At 59.1% G+C, this 25,076-nt stretch carries 21 protein-coding genes and 2 tRNA genes; 16 read left to right on the top strand and 7 right to left on the bottom strand.

Going from position 1 to position 25,076, the window contains the following annotated elements; all coding sequences use genetic code 11:
- Positions 1-387: 387 nt before the first annotated feature.
- From abc-f to ACXAGF_RS19590, 3 genes are all read right to left on the bottom strand, one after another.
- The gene (gene abc-f / locus ACXAGF_RS19600; protein ID WP_475019042.1) at positions 388-2,010 is read right to left on the bottom strand and encodes a ribosomal protection-like ABC-F family protein; all 1,623 of its coding nucleotides are present in this window, start codon (positions 2,008-2,010) and stop codon (positions 388-390) included.
- A 321-nt stretch (positions 2,011-2,331) separates the two neighbouring features.
- Positions 2,332-2,420: transfer RNA gene (locus ACXAGF_RS19595), tRNA-Ser, on the bottom strand.
- Positions 2,421-2,554: 134 nt separating this feature from the next.
- Entirely contained in the window at positions 2,555-3,403 is an 849-nt protein-coding gene (locus ACXAGF_RS19590) for a hypothetical protein (RefSeq protein ID WP_475019041.1), read from the bottom strand.
- 316 nt (positions 3,404-3,719) lie between these two features.
- Between ACXAGF_RS19590 and ACXAGF_RS19585 the strand changes: the two genes are divergently transcribed.
- The 10 genes from ACXAGF_RS19585 to ACXAGF_RS19540 all read left to right on the top strand — a co-directional run bounded on the left by ACXAGF_RS19585 (position 3,720) and on the right by ACXAGF_RS19540 (position 16,290).
- On the top strand, positions 3,720-4,394 hold the full coding sequence (locus ACXAGF_RS19585) for an ImmA/IrrE family metallo-endopeptidase (RefSeq protein ID WP_475019040.1): 675 nt from the start codon (positions 3,720-3,722) through the stop codon (positions 4,392-4,394).
- Between the two features lie 405 nt (positions 4,395-4,799).
- Positions 4,800-5,417: a hypothetical protein gene (locus ACXAGF_RS19580; RefSeq protein WP_475019039.1), complete on the top strand. Its 618-nt coding sequence runs from the start codon at positions 4,800-4,802 to the stop codon at positions 5,415-5,417.
- 204 nt (positions 5,418-5,621) lie between these two features.
- Positions 5,622-6,968: a DUF6538 domain-containing protein gene (locus tag ACXAGF_RS19575; RefSeq protein ID WP_475019038.1), complete on the top strand. Its 1,347-nt coding sequence runs from the start codon at positions 5,622-5,624 to the stop codon at positions 6,966-6,968.
- 24 nt (positions 6,969-6,992) lie between these two features.
- Complete coding sequence (locus ACXAGF_RS19570) at positions 6,993-7,223, top strand: hypothetical protein (RefSeq protein WP_475019037.1); 231 nt, start codon at positions 6,993-6,995, stop codon at positions 7,221-7,223.
- A 62-nt stretch (positions 7,224-7,285) separates the two neighbouring features.
- Positions 7,286-7,660 carry a hypothetical protein gene (locus ACXAGF_RS19565; RefSeq protein ID WP_475019036.1) on the top strand — a complete coding sequence of 125 codons (375 nt, stop codon included), beginning with the start codon at positions 7,286-7,288 and terminating at the stop codon, positions 7,658-7,660.
- Positions 7,661-7,706: 46 nt separating this feature from the next.
- Positions 7,707-7,838: a hypothetical protein gene (locus ACXAGF_RS19560; protein WP_475019035.1), complete on the top strand. Its 132-nt coding sequence runs from the start codon at positions 7,707-7,709 to the stop codon at positions 7,836-7,838.
- Positions 7,839-8,390: 552 nt separating this feature from the next.
- Positions 8,391-12,011, top strand: coding sequence for a hypothetical protein (locus ACXAGF_RS19555; RefSeq protein ID WP_475019034.1), 3,621 nt, complete (start codon positions 8,391-8,393; stop codon positions 12,009-12,011).
- A 77-nt stretch (positions 12,012-12,088) separates the two neighbouring features.
- Positions 12,089-12,691 (top strand): HNH endonuclease, encoded by a 603-nt coding sequence (locus tag ACXAGF_RS19550; protein ID WP_475019033.1) that lies wholly within the window; start codon positions 12,089-12,091, stop codon positions 12,689-12,691.
- A 741-nt stretch (positions 12,692-13,432) separates the two neighbouring features.
- On the top strand, positions 13,433-14,773 hold the full coding sequence (locus tag ACXAGF_RS19545; protein ID WP_475019032.1) for a hypothetical protein: 1,341 nt from the start codon (positions 13,433-13,435) through the stop codon (positions 14,771-14,773).
- A gap of 303 nt (positions 14,774-15,076) precedes the next feature.
- A protein-coding gene (locus tag ACXAGF_RS19540; RefSeq protein WP_475019031.1) for an IS3 family transposase occupies positions 15,077-16,290 on the top strand; the annotation gives its coding sequence in 2 pieces (ribosomal slippage) (positions 15,077-15,413 and positions 15,413-16,290; 1,215 coding nt in all).
- 171 nt (positions 16,291-16,461) lie between these two features.
- Here ACXAGF_RS19540 and ACXAGF_RS19535 read toward each other — a convergent pair.
- Positions 16,462-17,562: a DUF6161 domain-containing protein gene (locus tag ACXAGF_RS19535; RefSeq protein ID WP_475019030.1), complete on the bottom strand. Its 1,101-nt coding sequence runs from the start codon at positions 17,560-17,562 to the stop codon at positions 16,462-16,464.
- Between the two features lie 436 nt (positions 17,563-17,998).
- Here ACXAGF_RS19535 and ACXAGF_RS19530 point away from each other — a divergent pair, with 436 nt between their 5' ends.
- On the top strand, positions 17,999-18,619 hold the full coding sequence (locus tag ACXAGF_RS19530) for a recombinase family protein (protein WP_475019029.1): 621 nt from the start codon (positions 17,999-18,001) through the stop codon (positions 18,617-18,619).
- 49 nt (positions 18,620-18,668) lie between these two features.
- Here ACXAGF_RS19530 and ACXAGF_RS19525 read toward each other — a convergent pair whose 3' ends face one another.
- Positions 18,669-19,931, bottom strand: a complete 1,263-nt coding sequence (locus tag ACXAGF_RS19525; RefSeq protein ID WP_475019028.1) for a hypothetical protein — start codon at positions 19,929-19,931, stop codon at positions 18,669-18,671.
- A gap of 657 nt (positions 19,932-20,588) precedes the next feature.
- Entirely contained in the window at positions 20,589-21,431 is an 843-nt protein-coding gene (locus ACXAGF_RS19520) for a hypothetical protein (RefSeq protein WP_475019027.1), read from the bottom strand.
- 218 nt (positions 21,432-21,649) lie between these two features.
- On the opposite strand from ACXAGF_RS19520, the gene ACXAGF_RS19515 reads away from it, so the two are divergent.
- Positions 21,650-22,411 carry a DUF6602 domain-containing protein gene (locus tag ACXAGF_RS19515; protein WP_475019026.1) on the top strand — a complete coding sequence of 254 codons (762 nt, stop codon included), beginning with the start codon at positions 21,650-21,652 and terminating at the stop codon, positions 22,409-22,411.
- Between the two features lie 239 nt (positions 22,412-22,650).
- On the opposite strand, the gene ACXAGF_RS19510 is transcribed toward ACXAGF_RS19515, so the two are convergent.
- Positions 22,651-22,740, bottom strand: a tRNA-Ser gene (locus ACXAGF_RS19510).
- A gap of 316 nt (positions 22,741-23,056) precedes the next feature.
- Here ACXAGF_RS19510 and rplU point away from each other — a divergent pair.
- The 4 genes from rplU to ACXAGF_RS19490 all read left to right on the top strand — a co-directional run bounded on the left by rplU (position 23,057) and on the right by ACXAGF_RS19490 (position 25,074).
- On the top strand, positions 23,057-23,431 hold the full coding sequence (gene rplU / locus ACXAGF_RS19505; RefSeq protein ID WP_475019025.1) for a 50S ribosomal protein L21: 375 nt from the start codon (positions 23,057-23,059) through the stop codon (positions 23,429-23,431).
- A 29-nt stretch (positions 23,432-23,460) separates the two neighbouring features.
- Positions 23,461-23,730, top strand: coding sequence for a 50S ribosomal protein L27 (gene rpmA / locus ACXAGF_RS19500; RefSeq protein WP_108002200.1), 270 nt, complete (start codon positions 23,461-23,463; stop codon positions 23,728-23,730).
- 124 nt (positions 23,731-23,854) lie between these two features.
- Positions 23,855-24,487 (top strand): GNAT family N-acetyltransferase, encoded by a 633-nt coding sequence (locus ACXAGF_RS19495; protein WP_475019024.1) that lies wholly within the window; start codon positions 23,855-23,857, stop codon positions 24,485-24,487.
- The gene (locus ACXAGF_RS19490) at positions 24,484-25,074 is read left to right on the top strand and encodes a GNAT family N-acetyltransferase (RefSeq protein WP_475019023.1); all 591 of its coding nucleotides are present in this window, start codon (positions 24,484-24,486) and stop codon (positions 25,072-25,074) included. The genes ACXAGF_RS19495 and ACXAGF_RS19490 overlap by 4 nt, the downstream gene beginning before the upstream one ends.
- The last annotated feature ends 2 nt before the right edge of the window (positions 25,075-25,076 follow it).

Below are 25,076 nucleotides of genomic sequence, written 5' to 3'. Positions count from 1 at the left end.
GCGCAAGCGGGGACATGCGCAAAGACGATAGCGTGTCGCAATGCGAACATTGTTTGGCACGTTCGTGCTGCAATGTCCATCCCTCAAGAAAAAAATTCTACAACACGCAGGGCATAATCGCTTTAATTGGAATGGTTTGGCGAACGATGTCGCCGGCAGGTTTCGCCATGGCCGCGCAGGGAACGCTTGCCACCGTCGCCAATCGCGGGGCGTTCGCGGCCTGCATTGTGGCGCACGCGGAACGAGCCGACGGCCGGCGGGTCGTCGGCTGCTGCCGAATATGTCGCTTACTGAGGGCTGAGGGGCGCCCGCGAAAGGGCAGATCTCGGCTGGATTGCCGGCAGGGGCGACCGGTCAGGCCGGATGAAAAGCTCGCAGCGGCGATCGTCAGCCGCGCAGGCCCGGCGCCTCCTTGCCGGTGCGCTCGACGTATTCGCCGTACCCGCCGCCGTACTGATGGATGCCCTCCGGCGTGAGCTCCAGCACGCGATTGGAAAGGGCCGACAGGAAACGACGATCGTGAGAGACGAACAGCATGGTGCCCTCGTAGGCCGACAGCGCCCTGATCAGCATTTCCTTGGTGTCGAGATCGAGGTGGTTGGTGGGCTCGTCGAGGACGAGGAAGTTCGGCGGGTCGAACAGCATTGCCGCCATCACCAGCCGTGCCTTCTCGCCGCCGGAAAGCACCCGGCACCGCTTCTCCACGTCATCGCCGGAAAAGCCGAAGCATCCGGCCAGTGCGCGAAGCGGCGCCTGCCCGGCCTTGGGAAAGCGCTGCTCCAGCCATTGCAGGATCGTGGCCTCGCCGTCGAGCAGATCCATCGAGTGCTGGGCGAAGTAGCCGAGCCTGACGCTGGCGCCGAGCGAAACGCTGCCCTGATCCGGCGCGGCGGTGCCGGTGACCAGCTTGAGCAGGGTCGACTTGCCGGCGCCGTTGATGCCCATGATGCACCAGCGCTCGCGTCGGCGTACCATGAAGTCGAGACCGGCATAAATCGTCCGGCTGCCATAGGCCTTGTGGACGCTCTTCAGACTGACGACGTCTTCCCCGGAGCGCGGCGCCGGCGCGAAATCGAAGGCGACGGTCTGGCGCCGGCGCGGCGGCTCGACGCGGTCGATCTTTTCGAGCTTCTTCACCCGGCTTTGCACCTGCGAGGCGTGCGAGGCGCGCGCCTTGAAGCGTTCGATGAACTTGATCTCCTTGGCGAGCATCGCCTGCTGGCGCTCGAACTGGGCCTGCTGTTGACGCTCGTTCTGGGCCCGCTGCTGCTCGTAGAAGCCGTAGTCGCCTGAATAGGTGGTCAGCGCCCCCGCGTCGATCTCGATGATCTTGCCGACGATCCTGTTCATGAACTCGCGGTCGTGCGACGTCATCAGCAGCGCGCCGTCATAGCCCTTCAGGAACTGCTCCAGCCAGATCAGGCTTTCGAGATCGAGATGGTTGCTCGGCTCGTCGAGCAGCATCACGTCGGGGCGCATCAGCAGGATGCGGGCGAGCGCCACTCGCATCTTCCAGCCGCCCGACAGCTTGGCGACATCGCCGTCCATCATCTCCTGGCTGAAGCTCAGCCCGGCGAGAACCTCGCGGGCGCGGCCCTCCAGGGCATAGCCGTCGAGTTCCTCGTAACGGGCCTGCGCCTCGCCATAGCGCTCGATGATTGCGTCCATCTCGTCCATGCGGCCGGGATCGGACATCGCCGCCTCGAGCCTGCGCAACTCCGCCGCCACGGCGCTGACCGGCCCTGCCCCCTCCATTACCTCGGCGACGGCCGAACGCCCGGCCATCTCGCCGACGTCCTGGTCGAAATAGCCGATCGTCACGCCCTTCTCGACCGAGACCTGTCCCTCGTCCGGCAGGTCCGCGCCGGTGATCAGCCGGAAGAGCGTCGTCTTTCCCGCCCCGTTCGGACCGACGAGACCGATCTTCTCGCCGCGATTCAGCGCGGCGGAGGCCTCGATATAGAGGATGCGATGACTGTTGGACTTGCTGACGTTGTCGATGCGGATCATGGAAGCACGGCCTGATTGATTGCGGCCCCCTATGCCACGGCCCGGAGCAACTGTCACGCCGCCGTCTTCGGCTCCGGCTGCCATAACGGCCGGGCCGGCCGCTGCGCCGACGCCCATGCCGCAAGGCCGCAGACATCGTTGCTGTTCGCGGTGGCGTCGACCTTGGGGCCCTGATTCCGCAGTTTCAGGCCGGGTATGGCGGCAATATCAGCCCTGCATATGAGCCCGGCGATCGGGAAGTCAGCGGGGCTGATCCGTTCGACGGTCGACTGTGTTGGAGGTCGCCGGTCTAGCGCGATAGGGCAGACAAGGGGAACCTGCTGGCGGAGAGGGGGGATTCGAACCCCCGATAGAGTTGCCCCTATGCCGCATTTCGAGTGCGGTGCATTCAACCGCTCTGCCACCTCTCCGCATCCGGTTGGCGCTGGTTCAGCGCGGGGGGTTCATAGCGGCTGTCGGGCGGCTGCTGGAACGGTTCGCCGGCGCAGAGGGTGTGGCCAGAATGTGCCGCCGTGCCGGTCAGAGACAGCTTTTGATAAAAACCCTAGCTTCCCAGTGGCCAAGCCTTCCGCGTCCGCAAAAAGTTGTCATCCACGAGAAAGGTATCGAAGAATTCCCAGCTTCCGAAGAAGGCATCGTGGCCCTTTTCGTAAACCGCCTTATGGGCCATTTCTTTGTAAACATCAGAGAGCCAACGAATGAGCGTCAGAGTGTAATAGCGCGCCCATTTTTGGACGATCGCGGTCTGTCCGGTTCTCCTTGATGCCGTTTCAACGTCCGTCATCATCTCTCGAGTCTCACTGGTATGGTAGACTAGCGTAAAGTCGCCGATTAGCTGATCAATCAGTTGCGCGTTTGATTCCACACGAGCTTGGGTTTTTGTTCCCTGGTAATGCTGATCAAGTATCGGCTCAGCCACCTCCTTCCACCACTTGCTGATCGGCTCGTGCGACGTCAAGTTGGGGTCTCCCAGAGCTTCGAAATTCGCGTATCTCCCCCTTCGGGCATCAGCAAACGCGTCAAGATTGGCAACGATTGCCGATACGATTGCGTCGACGGGACGATGGTGGTCTTGACCAATTGACTGACGAGTGGCTGCAGCAGCTACCGCGTCGGTAAGCATTTCCAACTGATGCCCGTATCGTCGCACAATGTTTTGAGATGGCATCTGTCCGCCGTTCTCCAGCGCGTAGTCGATAACCAGGATGAGTTTGCACAGGCGCTCAAGACCCACAGACAAGGCGAAGAATGCCGTATAATACTCCCCCTTCTTGTCAGCGTAATTCGCTCGGCCAAGCGCAGTTGCACCCGACCCCAACAAGTGGCGCACCAGTTGTGCTTCCTGCTTTACAAAATGCCATTCGGGGATGTCCCAGGGATTATTCCTCGTCATTCAAACTCCGGTTTAGTCTGGAGGGCCGCTAGGTGGAGAAAGCCGCGAAAACGGCACCACTAAGAGGGGAAATTGAAAGTTCTATTCGCCTGTGCGGCGTTGTCCAGATAAATTGCCAGCGCGCGCCGATCTGTTAGGATCGGCCGCAAATCAAAACGGGGATTGCATAAAGTGACGAAACTGACCTTGTCGCAGCTGGAGACCCATCTCTGGTGGGCGGCGGATACCTTATCTGCCTAAACCAGCAGTCGATTACGTATTCACATGCTACCAACGTCCTTTACGTAGTTTTTCCAGGTCAAAGCCAGCGATTTATATGACCAACTTTGAAGAAATAAAGCCAGGTTCGCGTATTAAAGGATTAGCATCCGAAGGCATTGCCGAGATCGTCTCGGTCTCACGCTTCGGTCAGGACGCGATGAACCTGGTTTTTCGGGTCGGCGGCAAAGTCGGCGAAAGACTCCTCTACAGAGGCGAAGAATCAGGATTCGAGTTCGTAGATGCCGGCCGATTATATGCCTTTGATGCTGATGGAGCGCTGCTCCGCTTGGCGTCAGAAGCATATCGAATACGGCTAGCTCATCTCTTCGATCCCTATCTTGCTGTGAGCGCCTTGCAGATCGAGGCCCTCCCGCATCAGATCACCGCCGTCTATGGCGAGATGTTGCCCTTTGACCACTTTTGGTGGACGTTCTTCCATGAGGCCTCACACATCACATTGCACAAGGGACGCGCGTTCGCGGACGATAAGGGCGGCGAAGGGGATTGGCCGGAACACGAAGCGGACGCTTGGGCGGAAGAGCTACTTGTAGGGCGAAATAGGTTTTCAGCCTTCAAGCTAACTCGGCCAAGATCGGAGTTGGCTGTTAAGGCCTTCGCCACGCAAGTAGATTTACATCCCGGCATCGTCGTTGGAATGCTTCAACATAGCGGCGTTGTCCCTTTTCGTAACCTTAACGGCTTGAATGAACGTTTTGAATGGGCTGATTAATGGGGAGGGCTCTCCTGCAAGGTTGAATGACCGAACAAACTCATCGTTTTGCAACGGGGCAGCAGAATGGCGAAAACGAAGATAAGTAAATCACGCGCACAACTTCTCGCGACGCTTGAACATATAGTTGGTAACAATTGCTACAATGGCAACATACAGAATTACGGCCCAGGTGGCTTCTATGAAGGTCCGGTCGAGATTTTCGCTATCCGCTAACAATGATTGGTAAGAACGGCGAGAAGACTAAGAGCTATTCAGCTGCGACGGACATTTCACCGCAAATTCTATCATCCGGATATTATGCGTTCGGCGCCAACCGTCTTCATATTATTCATGCATTGAATGAAGTCATCGAGTATTTGGAAGAACACAAAGGGCTAAAGCTTTAACTGCGGAAGAACACTGATGGCTTTTTCAGAGTTACAGCATCTCATTCTCGAAAAGGAGCCTCCGGAAAAGAGACTGTCCAAAGCCGACGGCGGCATTGAGCGGCATATGAGCGAAGCCGCCGTTATGCTTGCCTTTGCTATGCACTTATTCTCGCGCGGCGCTCAGGAGGTAGCCGTTCACCCAGACGGTGAGCACGGCAAGCGGTTCGAGATCCAGGCTTGGCTGGCAGCGCACGGCTTCACCTGGCAGCAAGGGTGGGGCACGACAAGCTATGCCGGCCGTTATATGAACGGGGGCTTGATTCTTGAGGTTCATGTAAAGCCCGGACGGGGTGACGTCGTTGCAACGATCAGAGGATGTCAGGTTGTTGCAGAATGCAAGGGCGGCATCATCAACAGTCGGCACGCAGGGCAGATCTCTCGTCTACGGAAAGGACTGCACGAGGCGGCCGGTCAGCTTCTCACACGGTCAAGAGAGGGTGAGATCAACGTTGCCGTGGTTCCAAGCACGACTACGACGCGCGATCTCGGAAACAAGATGACACTACGAGCGAATCAGGCAGGCATCGCAATTGCGCTCGTCTCGGCGACCGGAGCCGTAGAATATTGCGGCGCGGATCCGTTCAGTGCCTAGAACGTGGCCCTGCGATAGAAAAGCCTGGGGAGTCACAGTGCGTCAGATCAGCCGAGGCCGGCTTATGCCCAGGAAGGCATTGATCTGAAAGGATTAACTGGCGGAGAGGGGGGGACACTCTCTTCCATAACCATAGACCACCTGAAGCTCTTGACATTGCGCCGTTCTACCCTCCAGTTTGGGGGAGCATCGTGGGGGATCGGCGTGGCAAATCCGCAGCAATATCTTGAATGGCACGGCCAGCAATGGCGGGTGGTGGTCACCATCCCCCGCAAACTCCAGGACGTTCTTGGCCGTACGCGCTTCAAGCACTCCCTAAACACTGCCGACCTCAAGGCCGCGAATGAACTCAAGTGGCCGGTGGTTGCCCGCTTCAAGTCTCTCATCGCTCAAGCTCGACATGCCGCCGCGTCTAACAATCCCGACGAGGCCGACGCCCTTAAGGCCCGTCTCCATGCTGATAACGAGGGCGTCAAATACTGGATACATCATCGGGCACAGCGTATCGAAGCGGAAGAAGGATACGACGCGGCTAAGAGCTTCTATGATTTGGCCAGTGGTGAAACCACGCCGCTAACGCTCCACCAAGAAGCATTCCTGGCGTTCAAGGCAGACTACCGCCTTAAGACTCAAGGGGACTTCAAGCGCGTCTTGTCGTGGCTAGAAACGTGGCTCCAGCAGGCGCGGCAGACAGCAACCATAGAGGCCGTGACGCGGAAAGCCGCAGGGCAGTTCATAGAGCAACACCTTTGTATAGGGCGCAGCCGCGACAAGGCCTCCGCGTATTTGGGTTTCCTCCGAGAGTACTGGAAATGGCTAGTTCGGCGGGGGTACTGCGAAGACAACCCTTGGGCAGGCCAGCCAGTTCCGGCAGCGCCGCGAGCACCCCGCAATGCAGAGCCGGACGCCGGTAAGCGGCCCTACAGGGACGATGAGGTTGCTACCCTCCTGTATGGTCCGGTGACCGACCTAATGCGCCCTCCTCCAAGTCTCTACCTAGGCGACCTTATGCGCATCGCAGCGCTCAGTGGTATGCGACTTGAGGAAATCTGCCAGCTACGCGTGGCGGACTGCGCTGACGGCAGCTTCTCTGTGCGAGACGGCAAGACGGAGAACGCCCGCCGCCTCGTGCCGGTTCACAATGGGCTCAAGGAGATCGTGAATCGCCTATCGGACAGCCGCCCTCAAGATGCTTACCTTTTGACCGGCCTACCAGACATTCCGACTTCCAGGGACAGCCGCTCAGACCCCGCGTCGAAGGCCTTCTCTCGATACCGGCGCAAGCTGAAAATTGATGAAAGGCCGAACGGAAAGGCGAAGTCGAACATCGATTTCCACTCATTCCGCCGCTGGTTCATCCGGAAGGCAAGAGATGCCATGCAGGAACCCAACGCGGGCTTCGACGCTTGGACCATCGCGGATGTAGTCGGCCATGACGATGAAGGAATCAAAGACCTTCTGAAGCTGACCATGCGCCACTACCCAGGACCATCCGGGGACAAGGCCAAGAGAGCCTTGGTGGACGCCGTAATACTCCCCCCTCAACCATAACAGAGCAAACTAGGAGACCTATCCATGACCAATGCCGACCACGCATTCGCCACCGTTGCAGCAGCACAGACCGATGCCGAACTCCTGGAAATGTTCAATAACCTGGAGCTTGCCGTTGGGTGGGCACTGGAGCACCTCGACCCACTAGAAGGACATGCCTTCCTCAAGGCCTGGAAAGATGGCGACGACCTTATGCCCTTCATCAAGGCATACCGCCAGGACGTAGACCTTGCCGCAGCCATGACCGCACACTGACCCATGAAGGGGGAGCGGCTGGACCGGCCCTCCTCCACCCCTCCTCCCACGGAGTACTGCGCATGAGAGACACCAGGATACTACAGGCGTACCTTGAGGCCTGCCTCCTGATGGACAAACAGTCAGACACGCTAGAATTGCCGGTCAGGGTATTGGTGACGTTCCTCGCCATAGCCATCCACGGGACACACAACGCCCGCCCCGGAGACCACTACATGTCTCTTGAAGAACTCGCCGACCTTGTGGGGCGCCACCCAAGCTCCATTAGCCAGCACACTAGGTACTTAGGAAGCCGATACCGGGAAGGCAAAGCGGGGATGGGGCTGGTCTTCACCAGTGAGCATCCAGACAACGGTCGGAAGAAGATTTTTAGTCTCACTCACAAAGGCCGTGCCGTGTCGGATCAACTTGAAGCGATTCTGAAACAAGGAATATGATGGTATGCCGCAATAACCTACCACTAGATAAGGCTGGAGCGGACTGATGCAGGATCCGGCTACCAAGGAAGACTTGAAGAAGGCCCTGGATGCCTTCACCCTCAACGTCACCATTATCGCGGGCATCCAAATGTCCGCATTCGTGCTTGCGGCATTGTTCATTTTGAACTGGCACTGAGGCCGCGAAGCTGTCTGAAGTTCGGGGGCGAAATTTATAGCCACCCATTAGATAAGCGAGGCAGCGCCGGGATCGAAATTCCTGCCGCCAGAAGGCAAACCAACCGCCCCGCGAAATTAATAGCCGTCTACTAGATAAACGGCAGCCCACCACCGTCCGAAAACAATAGGCTATCTAATAGATAGAGGGTGGTCGAGTTTGGCAGCGCCAGGACCCAGTTTCCAGCCACTACAAGGCAAACCATCCGCGCCGCGAAATTAATAGCCACCTACTAGATAAGCGCATCCGTTCCGGGGCTCGATACCTCGTCAGAACAATAGCCGCCCACTAGATAAGGCCAGCCCGCCCACTCCAGCTTTTTAAAGCCTGTACTTGATAGAACAGGCGCAGGACAGCCCACTGGGGCAGAGTCAGCCCAACCGAACCGCTTTTTGAGCCGCTATAGCTAAGGCGGGCTCCCTGCTCATCGCACCGCAACACCGACCCGTCGCGCCGCCTCACCACCGGCACCGCGAACGGCATTCCCGTGTCAAATCAAAGGAGACCAAGCGCATGACCGAAGAAGAACTTATTCAAAGGGCGATGGCTGAACTGCTAGCCGAGACCCCGGCAGAGCCGCAGCAGCAACAGCAGCAGACCTCCCAGGCCCCCCAGAAGTCGCTCCTGGAGAAGGGCGTCGATGTCTGGAAGTCGGTCGGAGCGGGTGTCGCCAAGGCAGGCCTGGAGACCAAGGACTTCATCTTCGGGGAGCCCGCCGAGGCCGACAAGTCGGGCCTCCGTAGGGACCTGGAGGCCCGCTCCAAGGAACTCCAGGGCGAGAGCGCCGTCAACTCCGCAGCCATGGGCATCTCCCAGATGGTCACCGGCCTCGTGGGCGCTGGCAAGCTCATGGCCCCCTTCAAGGTATTCCAGAAGCTCCGCGCCGGGGGCAAGGCAGCACGGGCCACCTACGAGGTCACCAAGGCCGCGACCGCCTCCACCATCGTTCTCGATCCCCACGAGGAGCGCCTATCGAACCTCATCGAGGAGTTCCCCGCCCTCCAGAACCCCGTCACGGACTACCTCGCCGCCGATCCGGATGACAGCACCGCCGAGGGTCGCTTCAAGAACGCCCTGGAGTCCATCGGCGTGGACTTCGCCCTCCTGGGGGCCGTCAAGGTGGTGAAGCTCCTCAAGGCGGGCAAGCAGGCCGAGGCCGTCAAAGAGATCAAGAAGCTGGAGAAAGCCAAGGATGCTGACGAAGCTCTACAGTCACCAGCAGTGGCGGATGGTGGACCACGCCCTGCACTGGAAGAAGGCGATGCGGCGGCACATCCGGGGGGCGCGGTTCCAGCCGCTGATAACCCTCCGGGGGCGGCTCAAGGATCGGCCTCCGGGGTCGAACCCCAAGCTATCGCCAAGGATACTGGCCGGAAAGCCACCAGTGCCCAAGGCGCGGCTGAAGAAGTACCGACTCCCAAGGAGGACGTGACCGAGCAGATCGGCGTCTCTCAGCCCATCGGCAAGGACGGCCAGCGTGAACTCCCGACCGCCGTCAAGGAGCCGGGGGTCTTCCGCACCCAGGAGGTCACCGACAAGGAACTGGACGACATCCTCCGGGGCAGCGCAGCGGACACCAGAGCCATCAAGAAGTACGGCTCCTACGAGGACGCCGTGGCGGCTGGCTACAAGTTCGGGGCCAACACAAGGCTCCCGTGGCAGAAGCTCCGGGGCACCACCGAGACCATGCACTTCATCCGGCAGACCGCGAAGGTACTCAAGGGTCGATACGACATGGCCAAGGGTGGAGCCCGCATGGGAGACGCCCGCGTCCGCGACATCACCAAGGAACTGGCCGATGCCTTCAACGAGGACCCGGCGGTACTCCTGGGGCAGATCACGGAGATGGGCGAGAAGGCTACCCAGGTGGTGCCCTTCATGGAAGCCTCGCTCCGGATCGGCAACAAGATGTTCCATGACGCCGACCGCCTCGCCAACGACATCCGCATGGGCAACCTCGACGCCTTCGCTGGCAACGCGGACGCCGCCAACGCAGAACTGAAGGCCAGACTTGCCGCAGCCGTGGACGTGATGGCCTCCGCGAACTCCCTCCTGGCCAACTCCGGTCGGGCGCTTCGCCGTGCCCGTAAGCAGTTTCGCATCCGGGATGCTGACCTCCAGTCCATCAAGAACCTGGACCCAGCGAAGCTCGCCATCATCATGGAGAAGGCCGGGGGGGACCCCAAGAAGATAATGATGCTGGCCAACCGTACCTGGGCCGACAGGGTGATGGATGAGGCAACCTTCCATCTCACCAACGGCCTCCTGTGGATGTGGCCCACCCATCTGGTCAACACCACCACGAACGCCCTCATGCTCTTTGGCCGTCCGACCGAGAAACTATTCGGCTCCGCCTCCCTGAAGCTCCTGGCCAAGGACCCAGCGCGGCGGGCGGAACTCTCAACGGTCTCCCGACAGGCGCTCCGGGAGTACGCCTACACGGTGTCCTCCCTGACAGACGGGTGGTTCGCAGCCGTGGAGGCCTTCCGCCGTGGGGACTCCATCCTGTCTCCGCACAATACGGAGTACTTCCAGGGTGGCACCCAGACGCTTGGACCCGAGGCTCTTCAGTGGAAGCCGGTCAAGAGCGTGTGGGACCTCGCCCAGAACGCATGGGTCTCTGCCAACTACCGCACCATCGTCGGCCTCCCGACGCGCACCCTTGGAGCCGTGGACGAAATGTTCAAGACCCTGAGGTACCGCGCCGTGGTCCAGTCGAAGGCGGCTGTGGAGGCGGCAGACCGTGGCCTCAACGCAGCAGACACGAAGGCGTACATCCAGCGGGCACTCAACGAGGCACTCGACCCGGATACCGGGAGGGCGCTCGACGCGAAGGCCCTGAGGGAGGCACAGATGGTGGGCTTCCAGCAAGACCTGGACTACGAGACCACCATCGGCGGCAGCTTCGGGAGGGCCTTGGTGTCCGCCCGCCGCACGGCCCCGGCACTGTCCATCGTGCTCCCCTTCGTGAAGACCCCCGTCAACGTCATCCGGTATGGCATGAAGCTGACTCCGGGCCTCAACGTGGCCCAGAAAGAGTTCCGAGACGCGATGAGGGGGCTTGCCGGTCCCGAGGCCCAGGCACACGCCTACGGCCAGTTCATCATGGGCTCCATGTTCGCAGGCATCGCCGCGTCCCTTGTCCTGGGTGGGCGCTTTACGGGCTCCGGGCCGTCCGACTTCAAGTACAAGCAGGAGCTTATGGCGACGGGCTGGAAGCCTTACGCCTTTGTCTGGGAGGACGAGGACGGAAAGAAGAAGTACTTCCAGGTGGGACGCTTCGACCCTGTGGCTATGCCTATGGGACTGGTGGCCGATGTGGTTCACCAGATGCAGGTCAACCCGGAGCGTGATTACACGGAAGTCGTGGGTGCCATTGTCGTGGCGCTCGCCAAGAACCTTGGGGAGAAGACGTTTCTCCTCAACCTCAACAGCGCCATCCAGGCGGCACTGGAGCCAGACGAGCAGCTTTCCAAGTGGGTGGGCCGCACGGCGGGCTCTATGCTCCCGGCCAGTTCGCTCATGCGAGGCCACAATCCGGACCCCTACCTCCGGGAGGCCCGTGGCTTCGTGGACAACTTCATCCGTGGAGTTCCCGGCCTGAGTGAGACCCTGCCCAAGAGCTATGACGTGTTCGGTGACCCCATCGAGCGCACCGTGGGCCTGGCAGGCACCCAGGACGAGGACATCGTGGAGGCCGAGCACAACCGCATCATGCTCCAGACCGACAAGGGACTCGGAAAGCCCGACCCGAAGTTTGAGGGCGTGGACCTCCGGGACATCACCCTGAAGGACGGGCGCAATGCCTACGAGGCGTTCCAGGAACTCAGCGGACACCTCCCCGGCAAGAAGTCGCTCCGAGAGGTGCTCGCACGGGAGATCAAGAAGCCCGGATACCAGGACCTCCCCGATGGTGAGGCCGGGGTGAAGGGGACGCGGCTCAACGTCATCGGCTCGATCACTCAGCAGTACCGTCAGGCCGCTCGCAAGGAGTTGGTACGCAGGTACCCCGAACTCAAGCCGTACATCAAGCAGCGCCAGAAGGAGGCTCGTGGAGCCTTCATCCAGAACCGCCAGAAGCGGCTTGAAGGGCAACCAGGAGCAGCAGAGCTTCTGAAGGCGTTGGGGCACTAGGACCACAAATCGCAACATCAGCAATGAGAAGGGCGAGGATCGTTCCTCGCCTTTTCGTATCTACCCAGGAGAACAGCATGGACATCGAGCGTCTAAAGGAGACGATTTCCTACGATCCCAGCACTGGCGACCTGACGTGGAGGGAACGCCCGCGAGGCCATTTCACTTCCGATGCAGGCTGGAAACGGTGGAACTCCCAGAATGCAGGCAAGAAGGCAGGTAGCCTGAATTCCAGCGGCTACGTCCAAATCTGGATAACCCTTGATGGGACCACATATCGCCCAACGGGACAACAGGTCGCTTGGGCTATCCAGACGGGAATGTTGCCCGCCAACGAAATCGACCACCTCGACCATGACCGCGCTAATAACAGTTGGGCCAATCTTCGAGAGGCCAGCAAAGAACAAAACATGAGAAATCTTGGAAGGCGGTCGAACAATAAGTCTGGCGCGTCAGGCGTGTACCTCGACAAGCGCAGCGGAAAATGGCGGGCTCAGATAAGGGAGGATGGCCGTGTCCGCGATCTGGGACTGTTCGCCTCGAAAGAGGACGCAATCCGTAGAAGGAAGGCCGCAGAAATCGCGCTTGGTTACCACCGCAACCACGGCACTGATACCGCAAATGGTGAAGAGCCGATGTTCGGCAACGTAATCTCGGTGGACAGCGATGACCTCTCGTAACCGCCGCATCACCTCCGCACGTTCCGTCAAGGAGAGGGCCAAGGCACCTCCCCCGCATCAACGGCAGCACTGCATCGTCTTTGGTTGTGCCAAATACACCCAGAGGTCTGCCGGGAAGGGATTCTCCGAGACCTATTGCAGTAGCCACATTGAGCACCTTCGCCGCCATGGACATCCTTCGAGGCGAAGCTACCGGGGCTGGGAGTTGGCACCGTACCGAGCCGCCACCAAGGTATGGATGAAGCAGAACCATGACCATCCAGGCGTTAGGCTTGCCGTCGCTCACCTGGAGGCCTTGATGTGGGCTCAAGGACGAGCCAAGGGGGCATACCACCAACGAAACATGGTGCCGAAGGACAAAGCTCGGAATGTGCTGGCAAGACTGCGAGACGCACAGAAGTCCGGGGAGCAACTCCTAGAAATTGTCATCGTCATTGGGGCGGCGCATCTCGATCTAGGTCCCCAAGGATTCCCCGACTGGGGGGCGGTCCAGATAGGGAAACTGGCGAAGAGACTGAATGGAGCAAGTGGGACCATCATGAGGGACCGAGATGGGAGACGTATGGCCGATGTCTATCCCCATGCGACATCCTCTTGGAGGCGCGGATGGGAGAAGTGGCCGAGGTCGGAGGGGCGCTACATCCGCATCTTGGGGGAAATGATCAGAGACAAGGTGCCCGAGGACCTTGTTCTGAGGGCCGTTGAGGAGGTCACAAGACAGATGAGGGAGGGAGGGGTGGCATGACCCATACCATCGAGCGATCCAGCAGGGGGGACTTCGCCAGAGAGGACCAGCAATCCTCTCCGCCAGCCATCTTCCTAGACCCGTGGTTGACGGCGAAAGGTGACGCCCTGAAGTCCCTCTCCGAGACCATCGTGGAGGAGGTGGAGCGGAAGATTTCCACAGCCACGACTCGGCAAGTCAGGCGAGACGCCATCGCCAGGAGGAGGCTTGTCGTTGAAAACATCGCCGCAAACAGTGTGGCCTTGGCTTTGAGCCCGCACCTCGAAGCGACGCCTCATCTGGCGATTGCTACAGCCAAGAGTAAGCCGACCCGATACGACCGGCAGGATTACCCCAGAAATCTCCTTTCAGCCGTCCTTCAGACGATGGAGGCTTCGGGCCTCATCACTCGTCATCCTTATGTCTTCAAGCAGCGGACTACCACTGTCGGGCTTGCGGCGGGCCTCGTGTCCTCGATAAGCCACCATGGGGTCCGACTTGCCGATATTGGCCGGGTCTACGGGGCAGAGACCATCTGGCTCAATGCGAGAACTGGGGAGCTGGACTTCAAGGGCCATACACCCCTGAAGTGTCGCATCCACTACACGGACACCCTGGAGACCGCCGCTCTAAGGGCCGACATGGAGCGAATAAACAGCGCCATCAATCAGGCCGACTTTCGCCTTGGCGGAGAACCGCAGGTTCCAGTCTCCCTGCGCCGAATGTTCCTCCTCCGATCCCAAGCCGATCCGCATAGATTTAATCTGAGTGGCCGACTGTTCGGAGCGTGGTGGCAGAGCCTGAAGTCCGATCAGCGGCACCGCATCACCATCGACGGCCAACCCATCGCGGACCTGGACTACTCCGCCGCTTTCATTCAGCTTCTCTATGTCCGTCAGACTGGGAAGCTCTTCGCGGGGGACCCTTACGCGATACCCGGACTAGAGGAGCATAGGGATGGCGCAAAGGGGGCAATGCTTTCCCTCCTGTCTCGATCAGACCAGATGAAGCGTTTGACGCCCGAACTCCGAGAGTTGCTGCCTGAAGGGTGGAACGCACGGCGGCTTGTCGAGAGTTTCTCTATGCATCACCCGACCATCGCGGAGCACTTCGCCACAGACATCGGCGTGGAACTCATGGCCATGGAAAGCAAGCTCCTAGTGGCGTTGCTCCTGAAGCTTGAGAGCCTAGGCATTCCGTCCCAGTGTCTCCATGATGGGATACAGGTGGCCGTCTCCGACAGGGACAGAGCGATGGAGGCCATGGAGGAGGTGGCGGAGGGGCTGCTAGGCGTGGCTCTTCCCGTTAGAGAGAAGCCGATTAGAAGGTCGGCTGAAGCGCTGGCAGCGGCGGCTTAGCGTTAGACCCAAATAACTTGCCACTAATAGGGGGGGACTCCTGGGGTCTCCTCTAAGCTTTGTATTCGGCCTCTCTTCTCATCACCGGCCTCTAGGCCTTGGGGAGGGCTTAGCATTGGTGCTTAAAGTGACCGGCATCATGCCGTATAATCTTCAGGGATAAGGGAGGGGGATGAGGGAACCTTCATCTCCCAAGATGTCCAGCCACCTTAAGCACCCCCTCCACGACATGAACTGCACCCCATTTCGACCGGACAGTCGGCATAAGCAGAGAGGCTCAAGCACAGGCTTGAGGACAGGCTTATGTCTAACGAGTATCGACATGTTGAATTGCTGACGGGAGATGTCCGCCGCAGGCGGTGGACAACCGAGCAGAAGCTGACGATCATTGAGCAGAGTTTCGAACCAGGCGAGACGGTATCTTCGACCGCTCGCCGCCATGGCGTTGCGCCCAATCTGCTTTACCGGTGGCGCAGGCTCTTGAGTGAGGGAGGCGCTGCCGCCGTGGATTCAGACGAGCCGGTTGTCGGCAATTCGGAAGTGAAGAAGCTTGAAGACCGCGTCCGCGAGCTGGAGCGCATGCTCGGCCGCAAGACGATGGAGGTCGAGATACTCCGCGAAGCACTTTCGAAAGCAGACTCAAAAAAACGGATATCGCGGCCGATCTTGTTGCCGAAGGACGGTTCCCGATGAAAGCCGTCGCAGAGACGCTGGGCGTCTCCCGTTCCAACCTCGTGGAGCGGTTGAAAGGAAGATCAAAGCCGCGCGGGCCCTATCGGAAGGCCGAGGATGCAGAGCTTTTGCCCGCCATTCGCAGACTGGTGGATCAGAGGCCAACCTATGGCTATCGGCGGATCGCCGCGCTCCTTAATCGCGAAAGGCGAGCCGCCGATAAGCCTGTCGTCAACGCCAAGCGGGTTCACCGCATCATGGGCAACCACGCCATGTTGCTGGAGAAGCATACGGCCGTTCGCAAGGGCCGCATCCATGACGGCAAGGTCATGGTCATGCGCTCCAATCTGCGCTGGTGCTCCGACGGTCTGGAGTTCACCTGCTGGAACGGCGAGGTCATCCGTCTCGCCTTCATCATCGACGCATTCGACCGCGAGATCATCGCATGGACGGCTGTTGCCAATGCAGGCATCTCCGGCTCGGACGTGCGCGACATGATGCTGGAGGCAGTCGAGAAGCGGTTCGCAGCAACCAGAGCCCCACATGCTATCGAGCATCTCTCGGACAATGGCTCGGCTTATACGGCAAGGGAGACCAGACTGTTTGCCCAGGCGCTCAATCTGACACCCTGCTTCACCCCAGTCGCCAGCCCCCAGTCGAACGGCATGTCCGAGGCATTCGTGAAAACTCTGAAACGGGATTACATCCGCATCTCCGCCCTACCGGACGTCGCAACGGTGCTCCGACTTATCGACGGATGGATCGAGGATTACAACGAAATCCATCCCCATTCCGCCCTCAAGATGGCTTCCCCTCGGCAGTTCATCAGGGCTAAATCAAACTAGCCGATCTGTCCGCTGAAACGGGGAGCACTCCACGACACCGCGAAGCCCTGACGAGCCCTCCAGGTACCCCACGCCTCCCCTCCACGGATGCCTCTATGCCGTCCATACCGTAACTCCTTTGGGTTCCCCCAGGGTGGCGGAGAAGATGGTCTAGCGAGAGATGTGGGGAAGCTACTTCTTGCTGATGAGGTCCAACAGTCCCGAGGGCGGCCCGTCATCCTGGGGACTCGTCGGGGAGGGACGGAAGAGGGCGTTGAGGATGAGAGCTCGATCCTGCTCGGAAATGCCTACGGCCTTCCTCTTGGCGAGACCCAAGAACGTGATTGCCATTACCCTCCGGTGCTCCGCATCGGCGTTCACCATCAAGTTCTGGGTAAAGATGCGGCTGATGTGCTTTAGCAGCCACCCATAAGCCAACACAGGCACAGTGAACACCACAAGCGAGGCCAGCGAGAGGCTGCCTTTAGTCACATCCAGGGTGTGATCGATGTATGCAGAGACGGCTGACCAGTTACACCAGATGACCACAGTAGGAAGGACTAGCATCGCTATGAATGCGCACAGGGACCAAGACGCATACTTGAAGGCGGTCTTTGAAACCTTCCCCCAGTGGCGGGAAGGTCCCTGGAGGATCAAGTGTCTTTCATACATCTCATGCAGATGCTTTAGCTCATCCCCCGTCTGCTGAACGTAGGCATTGAGGTTATCCTCAAGCTGTTTCAACGCTTTGATTTGTTCGGCATGGGCGGCTTCCATCTCGGTGGCGGTTTGGTTCGCCTCCTTGAGGGCATCTGAGGCCGAGATTATGTCAGCCGTCGTGATCTGGTATGGGTTAAATTTTAAGGCGACTTTAAGTGGCGCAACATCGGCTTTAATCTCTACCCTGGGGTTCAGATTGTCCGAAAATGTCAGAATGAGCCGCTGGGCCGTAACTGCATCACCAGCAATAATAAGCTTTCTTATCTCAGTACCAATCGTTCCATGAGCGAGAACGACCCGCAACTCTTCGGCCAGCTTCAGAAAATTCTCGATACCGCTGTAGTCGCCGCGCTCAAGAAGATTTCGAATGTTTCGAAACTGCCCCTTGTACCCGTTGACGATGCCGGGAGAGCCGTAGTTTTGGTTTGCGACCATATAATGGCGGTCAATGTCCGGAAGTTCATTCCAGAAGTTCTCTTCCTCCTGGAGCCACGTCATTAGCTCCTTATGGCTGAGCTTTTCTTTGCGGATTCCTTGACTCCGGCACTCAATGTTCACTGCTTTCTCGGCCATAATCTTGTCCCACTAGCCAACGGGGCCCCAGAAGTAGCGTTGCTTGCGGGGGGCTTCAATCTGGGAGCTGTGCGCAATAGTTGCTATCCCCAACAAAGCCCGGAGCGCTGTAGGGGGCCGCTCACGCGACATCTCAAATCTACGCGACAACGCGTCAACTTCCCCCCTGATAGGGGCAGGCACCCAGCCAAACCTCTTCCTGCAGGGCGGCCTAGCCTGAAGGCGATACCGGGAGGTGCCTCCAGGCTCACCTCCACTCCCCTCCCCTCGTGCGCAACGCGGTCCGCCAAGCTCCGCCATCACCACTTCGAAAAAGGTACACCTGAAGCGAATCCCTCCTGGCCCCATCAAATCGCACTTCGATAAATCAACTTGACAACCTATAGCGAAGCATTATTATCGAAGCTATCCAAAGCGAAGCATGGAGCTATTCCGCATGTTTGTCCGCGCCTACCTCCGCGCCTCCACCAAGGAGCAAGACGCCAACCGCGCCAAAGCAGACCTTAAGCGCTTCGTTGATGAGCGAGGATTGAGGATTGCCGCCTCGTACGTTGAGAACGAAAGCGGGGCGTCCCTTCAGCGGCCAGAACTCTTCCGCCTCCTTTCCGACTGCCAGCCGGGGGACGTGCTCCTAGTGGAGCAGGTGGACCGCCTAAGCCGCCTCAATGCCGCTGACTGGGAGAAGCTCAAAGCGGAGATCGCCGCCAAGAGGGTTCGCGTGGTGGCCCTGGACCTGCCGACCTCTCACCAATTGATCCAGGAAGGAGGCGACGAGTTCGCTGCCCGGATGCTGGACGCAATCAACGGCATGATGCTGGACATGTTGGCCGCTATCGCCCGCAAAGACTACGAGGACCGCCGCAGAAGGCAGACCCAGGGCATTGAAAAAGCCAAGGCGGCAGGGACCTACAAGGGCAGGCCTGAGGACACCGAGCGCAATGCCGCGCTTATGGATATGCTGAGGAAGGGGCAGACCTGGGCCAGCATCGTGGCCGCTACCGGGGTCTCTACCTCCACGCTGGCAAGGCTGGCCAAGAGGATCAAGGAGAGGGCTTAGTGTGCCCACTTGTGCCGTGCGTCCCAGAGACACGAAGGCAGCCAGAGCCTCAGCCAGCCAGATCAGTCTTTGCAGCCTTTTCCGGTGAAGGACTGTCCGTCTTCACTCTCGTCACCAAGTTTGATGCAACGCTGGTGATGTTCTTGATGAATGACGATTCGGCAAACTCATGGGCCGGACTACCGTGCGTCGTCATTTCAACCAATCTCAGCGGAGCCTCATCAAGTCGCTTAAGTGCCGATGCAAAGAGCGCCCTCTCAAACGCTGGATCGATATTTTTCGCTTCACGTCGGTAGCCCTCATAGGCCTTTGATACCGCCCCTTTGAAGGCGTAGTCCTCGGCTAGTCGGAAGCGCTGGCTAATCTGCTTTGTGGCCAACCATGCAAACCACAACGGCGCCCCCACGCTAAGGACCGAAAGAAGAATTTGGATCCAGACGCGAGATGGCTCAAAAGGGGTAATGGCAAGCGTGTCTTTTAGCGCAGTTAGTCTAAAGTGACCGACGACCATCAGGGCGCCGAGTGCTCCGGCCAGCCCAAGTACCCAGAAGGCCATGCTACGCCGCAGCTTTGTTGCCTGAGCTTCAAAAGCGGAGGCGAGACCTACCGTCGTAGTAATTCGATGGGCTTCAGCTGCAAGATGTGCAAGGTTTTCTGCTTCGGCCGTTCTCGCTTTGATGTCACTGAGCCTGCCTTCGGCCTGCTCGGTGTTGGCTGTAATTTTGCCAATCATCTCAGAGGCGGTTTCAGATATCCTGGTTATGGTTCGTTGGGTGTCCTTAAGCTCCTGCATTGTGGTGGGCAAGGCACTCGCCGCCTCGTGCGCCTCCCGTATCGTCTGAATTCGTTCCTCCATTTCGGCCTTGTCAGGCATTAGATTGGATAGGTCCCGTTCAGTCTTGTTGAGCTTGCGGACAAGCGCTCCGGGCAAGGCGTTGTTATTTGGCGTGACCCACCCCATCAACGGCGCGAGAGTGCAGGAAACGTAAGACATCGTACTGAGATAGGCTATGATGCCATGCGGGTGGTTGGAGTACATTTGGGGCATCAAGGAGCTCTGCATCGCCTTCAAGACTCCTAGAGCTTCTTCTGCATTCCATTCTTGATTCTCAGTGAGATCACTCAAGTTCGCCTCAGTTAGGGCGGACTTCATATCTATGGGTAGCATTGCAAGCCCGTGTGGAGTGATAGGTGGGATCTGCCAACTACCCCAAATATCGTTCGCGCGTTGTGCGTCACTGTTCTGCAAAGCGAGCATTTTCTCGCTGACGCCGTCCAGTTCCTTGCAAACATCCGAGAGTAACTTATGCAAACTCGCCCCCAATTCTTATCGCGACAGTACTGATTCAATTTGACGAGTTGACCTTGTAAGGCGCTCCCAGCCAATCCGAAAGAGCTAATTTTACCCCCAGCCTCAGGCGCATTCTCTATTTGTACGAAATGCTTGAGGACTGGCGAAGAGCAGGCTTGGACCGGGCTGTTCAACTTTCGTCCCTGGAGGAGAGGCCGCCGGGCGAGGTCCTTTGAACTCCTGCTTAATGCCTGTCGCCCTCTCGAGCCGCGACTTCCAATAATCGGGCTGAGGAAACACCGGGTTTGCACAATGTCATACCACTAGAGCTGTGGCTACATAACGCCACGGACCCGGTCCAGCGATCGTGGACTAATAGGGGCCAGCGCTCCACCCCCGTTGACTGAACATCATATCGGAAAGTCGCAGCGCCGATCAGGGCGGCACCGACAATTGCCCCAGGCACCAAAAGCCTCTCAATCAGCATTGCGCACCTCGTAATCAACACCGCCACAAAGTTGCAAATTTACCGACACGTTGTCTACGGTCTGCCGCACCCACCCTTCATGTCGAACGGCCCGCTAGACACGGCTCCTTGCAGGATGCTGATTCGGCTGACATGCCGTTCGTCTCTGATTAATGGCCCAGGTTTCCGCGCCCACCAACAGCGCCAGGGTCTCATCGATCAGCATTGCTCAACCTCTGGTGCTCAGTCATGAGGAAAACAACGTAGCTCCGAATGAGGTTGCAGTATAGGCGGGCCTCTTCGGCGCTAACGACCACCCCACTCTGTAGATCTACGCCATGACGAATGCCGCCGCCAGTTGGTGACGATAGATATCCATGCAACCTTTCAATCCAGGACAACACTTGCTCTAAGGTGGTACCCTTTAGGTGCCTCTTAAGCTCGCCAGCAATTTTGTTGAAGTACTTCTCTTCGATCTTTACGCCTCCAGTCGACAGACCCCGGAAGGCCGTTATTGCAGTTTCGAGCATCCACAAAATCTCTTGCACTGCCTGGCGCGGCTGCCCCTCGCGTAGCAACCTCTCCGCAATCTCAAGCGAGCCACTTATTATTGACTGGCCTTGCTCATCAAGTGAAGGAAGCCGCCCAGGTACAGGAATAGGCTGATGGTCGCCTACAGCTACCAAACGAGGCGGGTCGATCTTGTAGCCCGCCCCGTGTTCAGAGAGTATGCGATTGAGATGCTTAACATCAGGGACCTGCAATCCCCGGCGGCCCAGTTCCTGAGAACCTTCGTAGAAGGCCTCAATAAAAAGCGCTGCGTTCGTTCCGGACGCCGACATGCGTGCTCGTAAGTCACTCTCTGCCCAACGCTCGCTTGAACTCTCGCTCTGGGGCCATCCTGCCGCGCTCGCAAAATAGCGCTTGAAGTGTTCAAGAATTGCCCAACTGTTCCCCTGGCCAGAAATTCTGCTTATCAATGTTAGAAATTCGTCCTGGACTTCATCTGGGATCGATCCTGGTGATTCAAATCGCCAATTGCCTCCGAACTCCACCTCGACCTCCGTTTAGTCAACATGCTTTATCAACGTACGGGTTCGCATCATTGCATTTCAACATTTTTCGCGGACGAGTCTGTCGAAGTGGTTGGGTGCAACAGGACTGAGGTTGTAGGCTTGCCGCGCTGTAAGGCATCTCCTCTTCTGAGCACGCAATTGTCGAACAATACGAGCCTGATATCATGCAGGTATGAGCAAATGAAAGTAGAGGCCAAATGAATAAGAATGTATTCCGCGCATCGGCAGGCCAGCTGGCGCAGTACTCTGTGGGCCTCTCAAAAGCCTTGGACGGCATCCAGCATCAAGGTGTTAAAGGGCAATTGCGCGAGGCGATAATGAATCAACTATTCGCGCCGTTCTTGCCGCCCGACATACAAACGGTGACGGGTAATTTAATCGCCGTGAACGGCTCCCAGTCGCCCCAAGTTGACGCCATTCTGCATGCGCCGTCAATTCTCCCGGCATTCCTACTGGAGAGGAGTGGTCTGGTACCCATCGAAGCCTGCCTATATGCGATCGAGATTAAATCAAAACTGACCGCTGCCGAGCTAAGAAAATCGATTAGAAGTGCAGAGTTGATCGGGAAAATGCCTCTGCTGCCACCGTGGCATTTCACACCAAGTCCAAACAAGCGAAACGCAGTCGCGTCGTCTGCTGGTCCGGCATACCCTCCTATTCGAGCAATATTTGCATTTGGCAGCGACCTCAAAGGTGATCCAGATGACGAAATTGCCCGGTACCGAAAATATGACCCGATGAAGGGTACCCTCCCGGCGATCCAAGCAATATGTATTATCGGTCGCGGCTATTGGACGGCGGATGGTGATGGAAAATGGAGTCGCGTGCATACCGACGACGAGGCGCTCGGCTTTCTTGGTGGCGTGGTTAACACGATACCGCATCTGCGCGTCGCCAAAGGCCATCCGCAGTTCGGTCATTATTTGCTGGATAACATTCCACTAGGCGCTCCATTTTAGGCCCACACTGATGGCTGTCGCCACCAACATAGAGCGAAGCTGCAACTGCGGACAGAAGACTGCCGCTGATCATCGACCAGCCACGGGCAATACGAGAGTTGAACTCCAAGGGGAGCAAGTATTCAAACTGCGTAGGCATCAGCCCAATCAAATTGGGGGAGCGCTGTGGGGGAGCATCGCTTGGCGGTGATAGTGCTAACCCATTGTTCTTAAAACATTTTGGGGGAGCGTAATTCCGCTGGCGGAGAGGGGGGGATTCGAACCCCCGATAGAGTTGCCCCTATGCCGCATTTCGAGTGCGGTGCATTCAACCGCTCTGCCACCTCTCCGCATCCGGTTGGCGCTGGTTCAGCGCGGGGGGTTCATAGCGGCTGTCGGGCGGGGTTGCAAGCGCAGAATGACGGCCGGGATAACTAATTCGGCGCGGTGCGGCGAAACGGCCTTGACAGTTTCCCGAGCCTCGCCTATTGCGCACGGTGCGTGGCAATGGGGCAATCCCGTCGCCCGACATTGCTCTCTTGTGCCTGGACCGGGCGGGGGGCGATATTCACCGGCGGGCGCGGCTGCGCCCGACCCAAGCCGACTGACAAAAAGACGGCCTCGCCGCTTAGGCGAAGAGCCGGACCGAACATGAAAGGACAACAAATGTTCGCAGTCATCAAGACCGGCGGTAAGCAGTACCGCGTGGCGGCCAACGATGTCGTGACGGTTGAAAAGCTGACCGGCGCCGCTGGCGACAAGATCGAATTCACCGAAGTGCTGATGGTCGGCGAAGGCGCCGACGCCACGATCGGCGCCCCCTTCGTCGACGGCGCGGTGGTCACCGCCGAAGTCGTCGATCAGGGCCGCGCCAAGAAGGTCATCGCCTTCAAGAAGCGTCGCCGCCAGAACTCCAAGCGTTCGCGCGGCCATCGCCAGCACCAGACGACAGTCCGCATCGTCGAGATCGCGGCAGCCGGCGGCAAGGCTAAAAAGGCCAGCAAGAAGGCCGAGGCCGCTGCCGAAGCCGCAGCGAACTGACGACAACGGACAGGTAAAGGAGAACTCCAATGGCACACAAGAAAGCTGGCGGTTCCTCGCGCAACGGTCGCGATTCCGAGTCCAAGCGTCTCGGCGTGAAGAAGTTCGGCGGCGAAGCCGTGCTCGCGGGCAACATCATCGTGCGTCAGCGCGGCACGAAGTGGCATCCGGGCGCCAATGTCGGCCTCGGCAAGGATCACACCATTTTTGCGCTTACGGCCGGCAACGTGGACTTCCGTACGAAGGCCAATGGCCGCGTGTACGTGTCTGTAATGCCGAAAGCCGAAGCAGCGGAATAGCCGGTAGCGCTCTAAAACAGCCGGCGTCTCATCGACCCGGCTGATGCTACAGGTTTCAAGCCTGCAGAGAAAAAGGGGAGATGGGGCGATCCATCTCCCCTTTGCTCATCTGGAGGATTGAAGCATGGTCAGCGAAATGTTGCGGGAGGACCAACCCCGGTCCCCCGAAGAACGGCCAAGGCCGGAACGGTCAAGGACCGATTGTCCCATCTTGCTGTCGCAGCGGCTCGTTCTCAGAGCCCCGCACGAAGACGACATCGACGCCCTTGCCCATCTCGCCAACAACGCCAACATCGCCAACATGGTCGCCCGCATGCCGCATCCCTACACGATCGCGGACGCGGCCGACTTCGTGCGACGCACAAAAGCCGGCGCGATTGGCAAGTGCGTCTATGCGATCACGACGGCGGACACGGGCGCGTTCCTCGGTTGCTGCGGCATCGAGCCGACCGAGGACGAAAGGACGGTCGAACTGGGCTACTGGCTGGGCGAGCCTCACTGGAACAAGGGATACGCCACCGAGGCGGCGCAGAGCCTGACCGACATGGTGTTCCGCACCCGCGACGTCGAGCAGATCGACGCGCGCTGCCGGGTCATGAACATCGCCTCGCGCCGGGTCATCCAGAAGTGCGGGTTTCAGTTCCAGGCCACCGGCATGGTGCGCAGCCTCGCCGTCGGCGGCATGGTGCCGGTCGAGTGGTACCGGCTCGACCGCAAGACCTGGATGTCGCTGAAGAGCTGGGGGAACCTCGGATGAGCGCGCTGCGGCAGGAACGGGCAGCGGCCGTCCAAGCAAACCCCGGCCGCTGCCCGGTCGTCGAGACCGGGCGGCTGGTGCTGCGCCCGCACCGGCCGGGCGACGCGGCGGCGATCGCCCAGTCGCTCGGCGATTTCCGCGTGGCGCGCATGCTGGCGCGGGTGCCGGCGCCCTATGACCGCCAGGACGCCGAGGAGTGGCTGTCGGCCGTCACCAGCGGCCTGCTGCCCGGCTGGACGCTGGCGATCACCACCGGCGACGACGTGCACATCGGCGTCGTCGCGTTCGAGTGGCGGGGCGGGCAGTGGCATCTCGGCTACTGGCTGAACCGGTTCTATTGGGGCCGGGGCTACATGAGCGAGGCGGTGCATGCCGCGATCGCGCGCTGGCTGATGCGCATGCCGGGAGTCGAAATCCGCTCCGGCGTCTTCGCCGACAACCCCGCCTCGCTCCGGGTGCAGGACAAGCTCGGCTTTCGCATCCGGGGCCTGAGCGAGGTCTATTCGGCCGGCCGTAACGCCATGGTGCCGCATGTCGAAACCAGCCTTTCGCCGGGCGACTTCCGCGCCGCGCCGCCACGGCGATGAAC

The sequence above is a fragment of the Mycoplana sp. ABR4_002 genome (assembly GCF_056159645.1).
The sequence above is the reverse complement of the archived record's forward strand: the minus strand, read 5'-3'. Positions and strand labels throughout refer to the sequence as shown.